Source organism: Providencia sp. PROV205 (assembly GCF_028479505.1).
Classification (GTDB): Bacteria; Pseudomonadota; Gammaproteobacteria; order Enterobacterales; family Enterobacteriaceae; genus Providencia; species Providencia huaxiensis.
Genome location: NZ_JAMPNU010000020.1, coordinates 19,939 through 33,950 on the forward strand (window position 1 = coordinate 19,939; position 14,012 = coordinate 33,950).

The window sequence follows — 14,012 nt, forward strand, 5'->3', positions numbered from 1 at the left end:
GCTAATTTGTCTATTTTCACATAAATAAAATTAACCATTAATTTTTGGAAAATAGCCTTCGTATATTATTAATCATTCGACTGAATACATGTGAAACTATTTTTTTTAAACTCATATCCTTCATTAACTCTTCTGGATCTCTATTTTTTTCAGGTTCCAATAACTCTATCTTACTTGCAACACTGAATTTTTCATTTCCCTTCAATTCTTTCACTCTATCCATTGAATAAACGTTTATGAAATTATTAACCTTATCAGCAATGTTTTTATGAGTATAACGTGATACTTTTCGTATTAACTCGGATGAAGACTCAAAAATATCTTCAATTGGTTCTTTTTTCAAGTAATCTATAATTGCCATTTTAAATTCATTGTATTTACGTGGTGTAATATCCTGTAATGAACTCACGGAATTTATGGCACACCAGATTCGGTCCATCGGAACTTTATTTTCTCTAATATATAATTCATTTCTGTCTAAAAATTTATTGATAATATTATTTATTTTTTCACAAACCAATTTATTGTCGTATTTTTTTAGTATTTTCTGTGCATCGAACATTTCTTTTTCAAATAGATAGGGGGTTTCACTTGACTTTAATTTATTAAATCTCGCCTTAATTTTAGACTCAATCAAGCTTAATGACTTATCCGAGATTCCATTAAAAGGCACTTTAATTTTAATCGCTTCCTCTATCGTATGACTAGCAAGGATTTTTTGAAACTTAGGTTCTTTTTCACTTGGTTCAGGCTGACTTAATTTATTTTTTCTTATTGAAAGTCCATTGACCATACTATTTATTTTATCAGTAACTACCGCAATATTCAGTTTATCAACCCGTCCTTTACAGTGCTCCATCTTTTCTATAGATTCATTATTTATAGAATTACTTTCTATTGGCACAATTTTTTTTAGTTCCTGATTAGATAAATCACTATTGTATACATTGGAAGCAAGCCCTTGCTCCAAAGTACCTGCTTTTTTTGTTTTGTCACTTACCTCATTCTGTATCATTGTTTCTTCTGATATTACTGCTATATTTCCTTGACTCCCTGGGAGCTTTTCTTTATCAGGTCGAGAAGTTTCAGCGTTCTGCTGAACTAACTGAGTATTTGAACCTACAGGATATTGATATTGATCTTTAGTTTCGATATGCGGAGCTAAAACTTTGTTTATCATTTCATAAACAGTTTTACTTCTACAGCTTAATGCTAAAACTTGAGCTTCAAGCAATGTTGATTTAAACTCTTCATTCGACATTGTTTTTTTTGCATTTTTTAGTATTTCATCAATCTTTTTAATTGACTTCTCATCAATAGATTTATTTTTCACTTTGAGTGAAATAGCTTCGCATAATGAATGATTTTTGGTATTAATAGCTTTTGATTTTTTAATTAAACTCGAGTAATCCTTATTATCATTCGGTCTTAACGTTTTTGCCTGTTTAATAATAACATCTCGGATGCCATCGCAAAAATCTTGAGAATTAAAACCATGAAGAGATTTATTTATATTACCTATTATTTTATAATATTTTTTAGCATCAACCTGAACACTAACTTTCGAAATATTACTATGGAAACAATCCTTCAACAATACATCAGCACTATCTATCAATTGATACCTAGAACAATAATCAATTATTTTATTAGTTAAATCAATTCCACTTCGGGAATAATCAATTTTCCCATAACAGGATTTTTCAGCACCCATGACTTCCCCTTAATTTACAATCATTAATAAAACCATTTTATCTCAATAAATTATGAACCTCATCTGCGATAAGATAATTACTACTTAAATCATTTTTATTTATATTGAACAAATCAAAAAATGCCAATTACAAACATTGAAAGTTAAACTCTAAATGCGCATTCAGACATAATCCTAAATTAATTTGAACTAAATTACTCATAATAGTATAAGCTTCTATTTATTTTTTATATCAAATAGCGATTGCAAAACACTCAATTTATTCCATCGTTTTTATGTGATAACTCTTATATCTCATTGACAGAATATATTTTTAATGTGATTAATATTATTGTAAAAACAACGATAATGAGAAAAGTAATGAACAACGTAACCATCCGCAGAGCAACGCTGGACGATGTACCAGCCATCACTAAAATGCACGCTGACTATTCTGCGTATGCCAACACCTTACAACTGCCTTACCCAACAGAAAAAACATGGGAAGCTCGCCTCGGGGAAAATGATCCTCTCGTCACCCAGTTTGTTGCCACCATTGGTGAGGAAGTTATCGGTTTGCTTGTAATTAGCCAACCAAGCCAAGTGCGTCGTCGCCATGTCGCCACCTTCGGCATTACCGTTAGTGAAGCCCACCAAGGCAAAGGCATTGGCTCACAACTGATGCAAGTGATGGTGGATTACTGCGATAACTGGTTGAATGTACATCGCATAGAACTAGAAGTGTTTGCAGCAAATGGCAGTGGCGTTGGGCTGTATGAAAAGTTTGGCTTCGAACAAGAAGGCCGCATGAGAGATTATGCATTTCGTGATGGGCAATATGTTGATGCAGTGATGATGAGTCGGATAAAAAGTTAGTCTTAAAAAGACCATGGTAGTTGCCAGCATAGTGGTGCTACCTTAAAGTAATCTCCATCTTATCCACTTAATCTAGGTAGCCCATGAAAACGCAAAATAATTTCACTGAGACGCAAAATAAGGCAAACCTACAACAAGATTTCCCCCTTGCTATCAAACAAAGCTCTGACGCCAAATGGAAAGAAAAAAATAGAACAAACATTGATAACTTTAATGAATTTGAACAACAAGCAGGGCTATTTACTGATGATCATGAGTATGGGGTGATTTAATGCCTCAATATGCTGTTTATCGTAATAAATCAATCAGGTCGAAAGACCAATATCCTTATCTTATTGATATCCAAAATGACCTACTGAGTGACTATCACTCACGTGTTATCATGCCTATATCGCCATTATCGCATAACAATTCACAAGTTAAGGCTCTAACCCCCTGTGGTTTATATTAATGGTATTCACCATGTAATTATCACTAAATCCATAACCACTATTTCCATTAATAAACTTAAGCCACGTGACCTCGTCTGTATCATCCCGAATGTTCATGCAAAAATTATTTCGGCTGTTGACATGATCATTTCGGGGATTTAGAGTTTTTATTTCACAAAAAATGCCACACAATAGGTGGCATTTATAGCATAATAAAAACATCTAACGATTATTTATCGCCTAACAACACTGAATCCAGTGCAATCTCAATCATCTCATTGAACGTGGTTTGACGTTCTTCTGACGTAGTTTGTTCGCCAGTTTTGATATGGTCAGAAACGGTACAAATCGTTAATGCACGCGCACCAAACTCAGCCGCAACACCATAGATACCCGCAGCTTCCATTTCAACGCCCAGAATGCCGTATTTTTCCATCACTTTGAACATATCAGGGTCTGGTGAGTAGAATAGGTCTGCTGAGAACAGGTTACCCACACGGACATTCACGTTTCTCGCTTTTGCCGCTTCAACCGCATTATGGACTAAGTCATAGTCTGCAATCGCTGCAAAATCATTTTCTTTAAAGCGTTGACGGTTAACACGTGAATCAGTACAAGCGCCCATACCAATCACAACATCACGCAATTTCACGTCATCCATAACTGCGCCACATGAACCCACACGAATAATCACTTTTACACCGAAGTCAGTGATCAGCTCTTTCGCGTAAATGGAGCATGAAGGTATTCCCATGCCGTGGCCCATTACAGAAATTTTACGACCTTTATAAGTCCCTGTAAAACCTAACATGCCACGCACATTATTGACTTGGCGAACATCCTGAAGGAAAGTTTCAGCGATGTATTTTGCACGTAATGGGTCGCCTGGCATCAGAACGACATCAGCGAAATCACCCATTTCTGCATTAATATGTGGAGTTGCCATGATTATTTCCCTTTAAATGATTAAATATTTTTAAGTTAATAAGGTGGTTTCCCACCTTATTATTAAAAAAGTATGACGGCAAAGCCTTGCCCATTACTTTTAACTCCCCGCCATTACCCTAAATAATTTGAGTTGTAGCTAGGCGGCAAAGAAAATCATCCCTATGAGCATACATCAGTATGTGATTAGGGTGATTTTGTGCAGCCAACACCGCTACAGCTCAAAGTATGACGGGTAATGGGTGTTAGAGCATTGGTTTACCATAATCCATCGGCGACAAATCAAAGTACTTAGCCACTGTCTGCCCAATGTCCGCGAAGGTTTCGCGATGACCTAATGAACCAGGTTTCACTTTCGGGCCATAAACCAACACAGGAATGTGCTCACGGGTATGGTCAGTACCTGGCCAAGTTGGGTCACAACCGTGGTCAGCCGTTAAAATTAGAATGTCGTCTTCTTTAACTAATTTCATCAGCTCAGGTAAACGGCGGTCGAATAATTCTAATGCTGCGGCATAACCGGCCACATCACGGCGGTGGCCATATGCAGAGTCAAAATCCACAAAGTTAGTGAAAACGATAGTGTTGTCACCCGCCAGTTTCATTTCTTCAACGGTGGCATCGAACAGCGCATCAATGCCTGTGGCTTTGATTTTCTTAGTGATACCTACGTGAGCGTAAATATCCGCAATTTTACCGATAGAGACGACTTCACCTTGTTTTTCATCAACTAATTTTTTCAATACGGTTGGTGCTGGTGGCTCTACCGCTAAGTCATGGCGGTTACCTGTACGTGTGAAGTTACCAGCCTTGTCACCAACAAATGGACGCGCGATAACACGGCCAATGTTATAACCACCTTTGGTTAACTCTTCACGCGCAATTTCACACAGCTCATACAGTTTATCTAAGCCGTAAGTTTCTTCGTGACACGCAATTTGGAATACTGAGTCAGCAGAGGTATAGAAAATAGGTTTCCCTGTTTTCATATGCTCTTCACCCAGTTGATCAAGGATAACTGTACCTGATGAATGACAGTTACCTAAATAGCCCGGTAAGTTAGCTTTCTCAACTAAAGTGTCCAACAGTTCTTGTGGGAAGCTGTTTTCTTCATCAGAGAAATAACCCCAGTCGAATAGCACAGGCACACCCGCAATTTCCCAGTGGCCTGATGGCGTATCTTTACCCGAAGAAATTTCGCTCGCATAACCATATGCGCCAATAATTTCTGCTTTAGGATCAAGGCCCGCAGGGAATGAACCGCTTGATTCCTCTCCTGCTTTACCTAAACCTAATTTTGTTAAATTCGGTAAATGCAGAGGCCCTTTACGGCCAATATCCGCTTCGCCGCGTGCGCAAGCATCTGCAATGTGACCCAACGTATTTGAGCCCTCATCACCAAATTTATGTGCATCGTGTGCAGCTCCGATCCCAAAGGAATCCAAAACCATAATAAATGTGCGTTTCATATTTTTCTCCTGCGGTATTTTTAAATACGATATACCACTAAAATCTATTTGTATTATTCGCTGATTTGGCGATAAACCATAGGTGTCGCTTCAGGTGCCTTGTCGCCAATCACCATCGCTTCGCGCACTTCCTTCGCCGCTTCTTCCCACGCTTTTTCACTATTTGCATGGATAATTGCCAGTGGCGTCTGGGTATCCACTTTGGCACCTAACGCAGCGATATCGCTCAAACCAACGCTATAATCAATTGGGTCTGTCGCTTTACGACGACCACCACCTAAAGTCACGACAGACATACCCAGCGCACGTGTATCCATTTGCGTGATAATACCGTCTTGTGGTGCATAAACGGCTTTGCTCAGCACGGCTGTTGGCAGATATTTGTTGTAGTTTTCAACAAAATCAACAGGCCCCTTTTGAGCGGCAACCATGCGGCCAAACACTTCTGCCGCTTTACCATTATCTAATACTGCTTGTAATTTTTGGCGCGCTTCTTCGCGGTTTGCAGCTAATGAACCAGACACTAACATTTCTACGCATAATGCCATGGTAACTTCATAAAGGCGTGGATTACGGTATTCACCCGTTAAGAATTGAACCGCTTCACGTACTTCAACTGCGTTACCTGCACTGGATGCCAACACTTCATTCATGTCAGTCAATAATGCGGTCGTTTTACAACCCGCCCCATTGGCTACTTTAACAATAGACTCTGCTAGCTGTTCTGACTTCTCATACGTTGGCATAAATGCACCAGAGCCGACTTTAACGTCCATCACTAGAGCATCAAGGCCTTCAGCCAGTTTTTTGCCTAAAATTGAAGCCGTGATTAGCGGAATTGAGTCCACTGTCGCGGTAATATCACGGGTCGCATAAAAACGTTTATCAGCAGGCGCCAATGAGTTAGTTTGCCCAATAATTGCCACCCCGACATCTTTGATAATGTCACGGAAACGGACATCATCTGGGAAGATATCGAAATTAGGGATCGCTTCAAGCTTATCTAATGTCCCACCAGTGTGGCCTAGACCACGGCCTGAGATCATCGGTACATAACCACCACAAGCTGCAACCATTGGACCAAGCATCAGTGAAGTCACATCACCCACGCCGCCCGTTGAGTGTTTATCAACTAATGGGCCATTGAGGTTGAGTGATTTCCAGTTCAGAACCGTACCTGAATCACGCATTGCTAATGTCAATGCAACACGCTCAGGCATGGTCATATCATTAAAATAGATAGTCATTGCCAATGCAGCAATTTGACCTTCTGAAACTGAGTTATCACGAACTCCATTGATAAAGAAACGAATTTCTTCTTCACTTAATGGCTTACCATCGCGTTTTTTACGGATAATTTCTTGTGCCAGAAACACAATATGCTCCTTTAAAGTCGAATTTATCGGCTAACAATATTGCGATAATTAATAGCTGCTGCTTGATTTTTTAACGTCAAAACCCAGCGTATTTAATAAATTTGCTAATAAGCTAGAAGCCCCAAAACGGAAGTGGCGGCTATCAGCCCAATTGTCACCTAAAATTCGTCCCGCTAACGCTAAGTATTCAGCGGCTTCTTCTGCGGTACGTACACCACCAGCTGGCTTAAAGCCCACTGTTTTTTCAACGCCCATATCATGGATGACTTGCATCATGATTTCTGCACTTTCTAAAGTTGCATTAACAGGCACTTTACCCGTAGAGGTTTTAATAAAATCAGCACCCGCTTTAATCGAAATTTCAGACGCTTTACGGATTAACGCTGCATCTTTTAATTCACCTGTTTCAATGATCACTTTCAACAACACATTGGCAGCTGCACAAGCGTCTTTACAGGCTTTCACTAAGTCAAAACCAATTTGTTCATTACCGGCAATCAGTGCACGATAAGGGAAAACAACGTCAACTTCATCTGCACCGTAAGCAATCGCCGCTTTAGTTTCAGCTAATGCGATATCAATATCATCGTTACCGTGTGGGAAATTTGTGACCGTTGCAATACGCACATCTGGAGTGCCTTGTTCACGTAATGTTTTACGTGCAATTGGAATGAAACGAGGGTAAATACAGATTGCTGCCGTATTGCCTGCTGGGCTTTTAGCCTGATGACACAGTGCGATGACTTTTGCATCGGTATCGTCATCATTTAAAGTGGTTAAATCCATAAGGGACAGCGCGCGTTGTGCGGCCGCTTTTAAATCAGTCATATAACTCTCCAACGTTGTTAATTCTTCAGAACGACACGTTCTTTGTTGGCGAGCGGGCTTGGTTCCTTAAAGATGCTAGTCGGATGCTTTCCGAACTGAGCAGCTGAGATCCATCTCACCGCATCATGCCCTAGAGTCCTAGACTCTGAGAACTAGCAGTTCCATAGCAGCTTACTAATGCCTATTTGACCATGGAATGATGCCTTTTTATGTGCTACAAATCACATTAATCGACTGAATGTTACATTATTAAAATAAAAAATGTGATGAATATCTAATTATATCATCTCTCACCATCAGTTTTTCGCTCAAATGGCTTTTCAATGTATTCTTCATCATTAATTGACTAAGTTAAGAATAGTTGAAAATTTACGATTGATATAAAAAGTCATAAAAGAATATAGCGAATCAAAATGAAAACGGAAGGACTATTGCCCTTCCGATTGACTTATTTGAGATGGTATAAATCTTACCACCAGATACATAAATTAAATGACTGCCGCTGCGCCTAACGTCAAGAAAAAGCCTGCGATGGTTGCACTCATTAAATTAGACAGGGTACCCGCCATAACCGCTTTCATACCTAAACGAGCAACCTCACTACGACGATTTGGCGCCATGCCCCCTAAACCACCGAGTAAGATAGCAACGGATGAAAGGTTCGCAAACCCACATAATGCGAACGAAATAATCGCCTTAGTATGGTCAGAAAGCACTTGTTTACCCGCTGCCAGCACTTCTGCATCTGCCTTCATATAATCACCAAAGTTCATAAAGGCAACAAATTCATTCACGACAATTTTTTGACCGATAAAAGAACCCGCAACTGTCGCTTCACTCCACGGTACACCAATTAAGAAGGCAATCGGTGCAAATAACCAACCTAATAATAATTCAAGTGATAATTGTGGATAATCAAACCAACCACCAATGCCACCTAAGATGCCATTAATCAACGCAATCAATGCGATAAAAGCTAATAACATTGCACCCACGTTCAGTGCCAGTTGCATCCCTGATGATGCACCAGATGCTGCTGCATCAATGATATTGGCTGGGCGCTCATCTTCAGCAACTAAATCGGTTGCATCAACCCGATCGTTCACATCTTCCGTTTCTGGAACCATCAGTTTAGCGAATAATAAACCACCTGGAGCGGCCATAAAGGAGGCGGCGATCAGGTATTCCATAGGCACACCCATTTGTGCATAGCCCGCCAAAACTGAACCCGCGACAGAAGCTAAACCACCACACATGATGGCAAACAGCTCTGATGTGGTCATTGTTGCAATATAAGGGCGAACAACCAATGGCGCTTCCGTTTGCCCTACGAAGATATTCGCTGTCGCAGATAAGGATTCGGTTCTTGAGGTTCCCAGTACTTTTTGCAGGCCACCACCAAGAATTTTAATCACTAACTGCATGATGCCCAAATAATAAAGCACAGCAATTAATGAAGAGAAGAAAACGATAATTGGCAGAACACGGAAAGCGAAAATAAAGCCACCGCCGCCAAACAGTTCAAACATTTTATCGGAAACAAGGCCACCGAAGATGAAACTCATCCCATCTTGGCCATATCCAATAACTTTAGAAACCGCATCAGACATCCCTTGAAGCACACTACGCCCCGCAGGAACATAAAGAACAAATGCGCCAATGGCTAATTGAATTAAAAATGCACCACCGACTGTGCGGAGTTTAATTGCTCGGCGATTGCTGGAAAATAGAATAGCTATCGCGATAAGTACCGCCATTCCGATAATACTCATAATGAGCTGCATGGAAGGATCCCTGTTCACTTTATTTTAGGTTGATATATAAGGAAACGTGTAAGTCGCCTTGATTCTTAATCTGATGATTATACCTAGTCATCACCAATAACCCGCAATACTCATCACAAATACACACTGCAATAAACAACAAAAATTCACATAATGTGACAAAAATCACAAAATAGACTCGGTTTAGTCTGGAAAGGAACTAAAGTCCTAATTCATCACAATAAAGACTAAATAGATTTAAATAGCTAACTAGTAAAATTACATAAACATTACTTATGAATTTGTATGCGGTTTTATTTGGTGAGATTAAATAACGACAAGCTATTGTTGTAAAGTTGTTGGGCTATTTCTTCAGGGGATTCGTGGCGAAGCTCACATAATGAACGAAAAACCCACTCAATACGTTCAGGCCGATTTGGCTCACCTTGGAAACCCGAAACAGGCATATCGGGGGCGTCCGTTTCGAATAATAATGAAGCCAAAGGAAGTTGGGACATCACATGGCGAGTTTTATTCGCTCTTTCATAAGTAATGGTTCCACCCACACCAATATAATAACCAAGTTTAACAAAGGCTTGTGCTTGAGATAGGCTGCCAGCAAAGCCATGTACGACGCCACGAGCAGGGACCTCAAAACGACGTAACATCGCTGCTAATGGGTCATGGCTTTTTCGTGAATGCAAAATAACGGGTAAATCAAACTGTTTCGCTAACTTTAATTGTGCGGACAACACCTCTTGCTGGCGTTCAAATTGCGGGTTTTGCATATAGAGATCAAGCCCAATCTCGCCTATCGCTACACATTTTTTATTTTTTTCAGTTAGATAATCAGTCAATATATCAATATGTTGTTCTTGAAACTGACTTAAATATAATGGATGAAAACCCATAGCAGCATGGAGCTGCGGGTACTGCTGTGCCAGTTGCCAAACACGCTCAAAATTATCCACACTCACCGTAGGAATGACAATATCGCTCACGCCACTTTGCTGAGCAAGCTTCAAGCTTTCAGTAAAAGAGTCACTAAAGGGTGGAAAATCAAAATGGCAATGGGTATCGATAAATTGAAGCTCAGCCATCACGGCTCTCATTTGCTGATATTGCAGCCAGAGGCACTGAAGAGACAGGCTCAGTCACCAATTCAGGAATGAGCTCACTCGGTACTTGAGGCTCAAGCTGAATATCTAATGGATTCGACTCAATTTTCTGTGCCAAGGTATGTCTAAAGCGATTTGTACTGTGGTCAAATGCGTCACCCAGTGCTGCAATAAAATAGCGGCCACACCGGCGACCCGTATGGTAATCTTGATTAAGTGAAGACACCTTACTACCCAGCGCACTGCTTTTCAGTGGAACAGGTGGATAAATCTCAAAGACCTGTACATCTTTTGGTGGGTTTTCAATAAATTCTTGCGTTTTACGGTAACTTTTCAGATGAACTTTCAGCATAGCGGCCATACGTTGTAGGCCATTATTTTCCCCTTCCAACCACCGAGTCATTCTTTTCACCCATTCAGGGGTAAAATACATTTGGGAGGGAACGGTACGGATCACAACAATGGTCTCTGCGCCACGACGATATGCCTCTTCAACTGGGATCGCAGCACTAATACCGCCATCCTGATATAAAGTGCCATCAAGTTCGACGCCTTCCCGATAAAAACCCGGGATCGCGCTGGACGCACGAATGATATCCAACCAAGTGTCGGCATCAGGCTGTAAGAAGGCCGCAGAAAAATCATCACTGCGACTTGCCCCCATATAGAATTCACGGCCTGAATCTAATAAATCGAGCCCTGCTTGTATACGTAATGGAAATTCTTTTGCTGTGGTATCGACTAGCCAATCTAAATCAATCAGATGGCCACCTCGAATAAAACGCAAGGGATTAAAAAATGCTGAATTGGTTGTATAGCGTGTGATCACGCGACGTGCGTAGCCCGCTTGCCCACAAATATACGCAGAAAGGTTTTGAGCTCCTGCAGAAGTACCAATCATCAGATCAAAAGGGTTGAAATCAGAGATAAGAAACTCATCCAGTACACCTGCAGTAAAAATCCCTCGTTGGCCGCCACCTTCACAAATCAGAGCCGTTTTTCCCGAGTTGATATTATCAAAGAATGCAAGCGGCTCAATCGTGCCGAGTGTAACTGAAACGTGTTTTCCCATAATGCCTCTGGATGACAGAAGTTCTTTTTAATTCACTTTAAATAGCTCAAAAACAGAATGAGCTTCCCCTAGAAAGCCCATTCTATCAACATTGTACAATAAATACTCAGCAATATGAGCTATTGAGACATTTATTTACCACTTAGTTAGCAATCACTAAACCATTTTGTACCGATTTGACCCCATTAACTTGCGATGCAACTTGGGTAATTTTATCCATTTGCTCAGCTGATTTAACAAAGCCTGATAAGTAAACAACACCATTAACGGTTTTAACTGATACGCTGTTACTCGATATACCTTTCGTACCCAGTAATTTCCCTTTTACATCAGCAGTAATCGCTGAGTCATCAATGTACTCGCCGGTATTTTTAGCGCCACTCGAAATAGCATTTCCAGTATCTTTACCTGCCATTTCAACTGTCTTAGATGCACTGTCCCACGTATCTGAAGCTTGTTTTTTCAAAGCACTATCAGATGATGAGCTACAAGCCGCGAGTGCCCAGCTCAACCCAATAACTCCTAACCAACTCAATAGTTTTGCTTTTTTCATAAAAACCTTCCTTTCACTGCAATGGACAACGAATAATATAGCCTAAGTAAAAAAACATAAAAAATAAAGAGAAAGGTAATAAACACAGAATATTCTTGATGAGAAGCACCAAAAAATAGGGAAAGTAACTTTAAATGAAGTTCGAAATAAGATGACCCACTGCTAACCACGTTAGTCGTGGGTCATAAACACAATTAGTGTTCGCGTGTTTTGCGGAATTTAACGTCAGGGTAGCGTTCACTGGTGAGGTTAAGATTCACCATTGTAGGTGCGATATAAGATAAGTTATCGCCACCATCAAGGGCTAAATTTTGCTCATTTTTGCGCTTAAACTCTTCAAGTTTCTTCGCATCATCGCACTCAACCCAACGCGCAGTAGAAACGTTAACAGCTTCATAAATAGCTTCAACGTTATATTCGCTTTTCAAACGCGAAACCACCACGTCAAACTGCAGCACCCCTACCGCACCAACAATTAAGTCATTGTTAGTTAACGGACGGAAAACCTGTACCGCCCCCTCTTCAGATAACTGAACGAGGCCTTTTAGCAGTTGTTTTTGTTTTAGCGGGTCACGTAAACGAATACGACGGAATAATTCAGGGGCAAAGTTTGGAATACCCGTAAATTTGAGTTCTTCACCTTGTGTGAAGGTATCACCGATTTGGATCGTGCCATGGTTGTGCAACCCAATAATATCCCCTGCGTAGGCGTTTTCGACCTGAGAGCGGTCCCCCGCCATAAAAGTTAACGCATCGGAAATTACTACGTCTTTTTTGATACGGACTTGGCGTAGTTTCATGCCTTTCTCATAAGTACCTGAAACAATACGCATAAATGCAACACGGTCACGGTGTTTCGGGTCCATATTGGCTTGAATTTTAAACACGAAGCCAGTGAATTTTTCTTCTGTCGCATTAACTTGGCGTAAATCTGTTTGGCGTGGTTGCGGCTGCGGAGCCCACTCCACTAAACCATCTAACATATGGTCAACACCAAAGTTACCTAACGCTGTTCCGAAAAAGACTGGGGTTAATTCCCCCTGCAAGAAGGCATCATGGTCAAACTCATGGGATGCCCCTTGAACCAATTCCAGCTCATCGCGTAACTGCGCGGCTAGTTCATCACCTACGGCTGCATCGAGATCCGGGTTATTTAGCCCTTTAATAATACGGATTTCTTGAATTGTATGCCCTTGACCTGTTTGGTATAGGATTGTTTCATCGCGTAATAAATGATAAACACCCTTGAATAATTTACCACAACCGATAGGCCATGTGATTGGACAACAAGCAATTTTCAGCTCATTTTCCACTTCATCCATTAATTCCATTGGGTCACGAATATCACGATCCAATTTATTCATGAAAGTTAAGATTGGAGTGTCACGTAAACGGGTAACTTCCATCAGCTTACGTGTCCGGTCTTCAACCCCTTTACCTGAGTCAATCACCATTAAGCAGCAGTCAACCGCTGTTAATGTACGGTAAGTATCTTCAGAGAAGTCTTCGTGACCTGGGGTATCCAGTAAGTTAACAAGACAATCATTATAAGGAAACTGCATGACAGAGGTGGTAATCGAAATACCACGCTGCTTTTCCATTTCCATCCAGTCGGATTTAGCGTGTTGGTTAGAGCCACGGCCTTTTACCGTACCTGCACGTTGAATAGCGTGTCCAAACAATAACACTTTTTCGGTTATTGTGGTTTTACCCGCATCGGGGTGGGAGATGATAGCAAAGGTCCTTCGCTTATTGATTTCATTAAGAAAATCTTGGTTTGCCATGTATAAATTCTTTTAGTTTGTACACGGATTTGTACACACTTTTGGAAGTACTCTCTTTTCAGTTCTTCGCTTGTCAAATCCGTCGTGTTAATCGTAATTGGCCG

Annotated in this window: 13 protein-coding genes; 3 read left to right on the plus strand and 10 right to left on the minus strand. The window is 40.6% G+C overall.

All coding sequences use genetic code 11. The annotated features are described in order from the left end of the window. Nucleotides 1-37 precede the first annotated feature (37 nt). The gene (locus tag PR800_RS12640) at nucleotides 38-1,714 is read right to left on the minus strand and encodes a hypothetical protein (RefSeq protein WP_272530956.1); all 1,677 of its coding nucleotides are present in this window, start codon (nucleotides 1,712-1,714) and stop codon (nucleotides 38-40) included. 360 nt (nucleotides 1,715-2,074) lie between these two features. Between PR800_RS12640 and PR800_RS12645 the strand changes: the two genes are divergently transcribed. From PR800_RS12645 to PR800_RS19675, 3 genes are all read left to right on the plus strand, one after another. Further along, nucleotides 2,075-2,569, plus strand: coding sequence for a GNAT family N-acetyltransferase (locus PR800_RS12645; RefSeq protein ID WP_166266576.1), 495 nt, complete (start codon nucleotides 2,075-2,077; stop codon nucleotides 2,567-2,569). Between the two features lie 83 nt (nucleotides 2,570-2,652). Next, a complete protein-coding gene (locus PR800_RS12650) occupies nucleotides 2,653-2,841 on the plus strand; it encodes a type II toxin-antitoxin system CcdA family antitoxin (protein WP_102138942.1) in 189 nt (62 codons plus the stop codon). Beyond that, nucleotides 2,841-3,020 (plus strand): CcdB family protein, encoded by a 180-nt coding sequence (locus PR800_RS19675; protein WP_369128068.1) that lies wholly within the window; start codon nucleotides 2,841-2,843, stop codon nucleotides 3,018-3,020. The genes PR800_RS12650 and PR800_RS19675 overlap by 1 nt, the downstream gene beginning before the upstream one ends. A gap of 209 nt (nucleotides 3,021-3,229) precedes the next feature. On the opposite strand, the gene deoD is transcribed toward PR800_RS19675, so the two are convergent. The 9 genes from deoD to prfC all read right to left on the minus strand — a co-directional run bounded on the left by deoD (nucleotide 3,230) and on the right by prfC (nucleotide 13,908). Further along, nucleotides 3,230-3,946: a purine-nucleoside phosphorylase gene (deoD, locus tag PR800_RS12655; protein ID WP_004914779.1), complete on the minus strand. Its 717-nt coding sequence runs from the start codon at nucleotides 3,944-3,946 to the stop codon at nucleotides 3,230-3,232. 244 nt (nucleotides 3,947-4,190) lie between these two features. After that, nucleotides 4,191-5,414 (minus strand): phosphopentomutase, encoded by a 1,224-nt coding sequence (deoB, locus tag PR800_RS12660; protein WP_102138940.1) that lies wholly within the window; start codon nucleotides 5,412-5,414, stop codon nucleotides 4,191-4,193. 53 nt (nucleotides 5,415-5,467) lie between these two features. Beyond that, nucleotides 5,468-6,790 carry a thymidine phosphorylase gene (gene deoA, locus PR800_RS12665; RefSeq protein WP_102138939.1) on the minus strand — a complete coding sequence of 441 codons (1,323 nt, stop codon included), beginning with the start codon at nucleotides 6,788-6,790 and terminating at the stop codon, nucleotides 5,468-5,470. A 48-nt stretch (nucleotides 6,791-6,838) separates the two neighbouring features. Beyond that, complete coding sequence (deoC, locus tag PR800_RS12670; protein ID WP_102138938.1) at nucleotides 6,839-7,618, minus strand: deoxyribose-phosphate aldolase; 780 nt, start codon at nucleotides 7,616-7,618, stop codon at nucleotides 6,839-6,841. Nucleotides 7,619-8,106: 488 nt separating this feature from the next. After that, a complete protein-coding gene (locus PR800_RS12675) occupies nucleotides 8,107-9,390 on the minus strand; it encodes a NupC/NupG family nucleoside CNT transporter (protein ID WP_181490142.1) in 1,284 nt (427 codons plus the stop codon). A gap of 305 nt (nucleotides 9,391-9,695) precedes the next feature. After that, complete coding sequence (locus PR800_RS12680) at nucleotides 9,696-10,481, minus strand: TatD family hydrolase (protein ID WP_232368229.1); 786 nt, start codon at nucleotides 10,479-10,481, stop codon at nucleotides 9,696-9,698. Beyond that, nucleotides 10,474-11,571 carry a patatin-like phospholipase family protein gene (locus PR800_RS12685; RefSeq protein WP_102138935.1) on the minus strand — a complete coding sequence of 366 codons (1,098 nt, stop codon included), beginning with the start codon at nucleotides 11,569-11,571 and terminating at the stop codon, nucleotides 10,474-10,476. Before PR800_RS12685 ends, PR800_RS12680 begins: the two co-directional genes overlap by 8 nt. Nucleotides 11,572-11,713: 142 nt before the next feature. Continuing rightward, nucleotides 11,714-12,124 carry a BON domain-containing protein gene (locus PR800_RS12690; protein WP_166266568.1) on the minus strand — a complete coding sequence of 137 codons (411 nt, stop codon included), beginning with the start codon at nucleotides 12,122-12,124 and terminating at the stop codon, nucleotides 11,714-11,716. A gap of 194 nt (nucleotides 12,125-12,318) precedes the next feature. Continuing rightward, nucleotides 12,319-13,908, minus strand: a complete 1,590-nt coding sequence (gene prfC, locus PR800_RS12695) for a peptide chain release factor 3 (RefSeq protein ID WP_102138933.1) — start codon at nucleotides 13,906-13,908, stop codon at nucleotides 12,319-12,321. Nucleotides 13,909-14,012 lie beyond the last annotated feature (104 nt).

Excerpts from the sequence above, each read along its gene's own strand:
- PR800_RS12640 (WP_272530956.1), bottom strand. The coding sequence starts at position 1,714 with ATGGGTGCTGAAAAATCCTGTTATGGGAAAATTGATTATTCCCGAAGT.
- PR800_RS12645 (WP_166266576.1), top strand. The coding sequence starts at position 2,075 with ATGAACAACGTAACCATCCGCAGAGCAACGCTGGACGATGTACCAGCC.
- PR800_RS12650 (WP_102138942.1), top strand. The coding sequence starts at position 2,653 with ATGAAAACGCAAAATAATTTCACTGAGACGCAAAATAAGGCAAACCTA.
- PR800_RS19675 (WP_369128068.1), top strand. The coding sequence starts at position 2,841 with ATGCCTCAATATGCTGTTTATCGTAATAAATCAATCAGGTCGAAAGAC.
- deoD (WP_004914779.1), bottom strand. The coding sequence starts at position 3,946 with ATGGCAACTCCACATATTAATGCAGAAATGGGTGATTTCGCTGATGTC.
- deoB (WP_102138940.1), bottom strand. The coding sequence starts at position 5,414 with ATGAAACGCACATTTATTATGGTTTTGGATTCCTTTGGGATCGGAGCT.
- deoC (WP_102138938.1), bottom strand. The coding sequence starts at position 7,618 with ATGACTGATTTAAAAGCGGCCGCACAACGCGCGCTGTCCCTTATGGAT.
- PR800_RS12675 (WP_181490142.1), bottom strand. The coding sequence starts at position 9,390 with ATGAGTATTATCGGAATGGCGGTACTTATCGCGATAGCTATTCTATTT.
- PR800_RS12680 (WP_232368229.1), bottom strand. The coding sequence starts at position 10,481 with ATGGCTGAGCTTCAATTTATCGATACCCATTGCCATTTTGATTTTCCA.
- PR800_RS12685 (WP_102138935.1), bottom strand. The coding sequence starts at position 11,571 with ATGGGAAAACACGTTTCAGTTACACTCGGCACGATTGAGCCGCTTGCA.
- PR800_RS12690 (WP_166266568.1), bottom strand. The coding sequence starts at position 12,124 with ATGAAAAAAGCAAAACTATTGAGTTGGTTAGGAGTTATTGGGTTGAGC.
- prfC (WP_102138933.1), bottom strand. The coding sequence starts at position 13,908 with ATGGCAAACCAAGATTTTCTTAATGAAATCAATAAGCGAAGGACCTTT.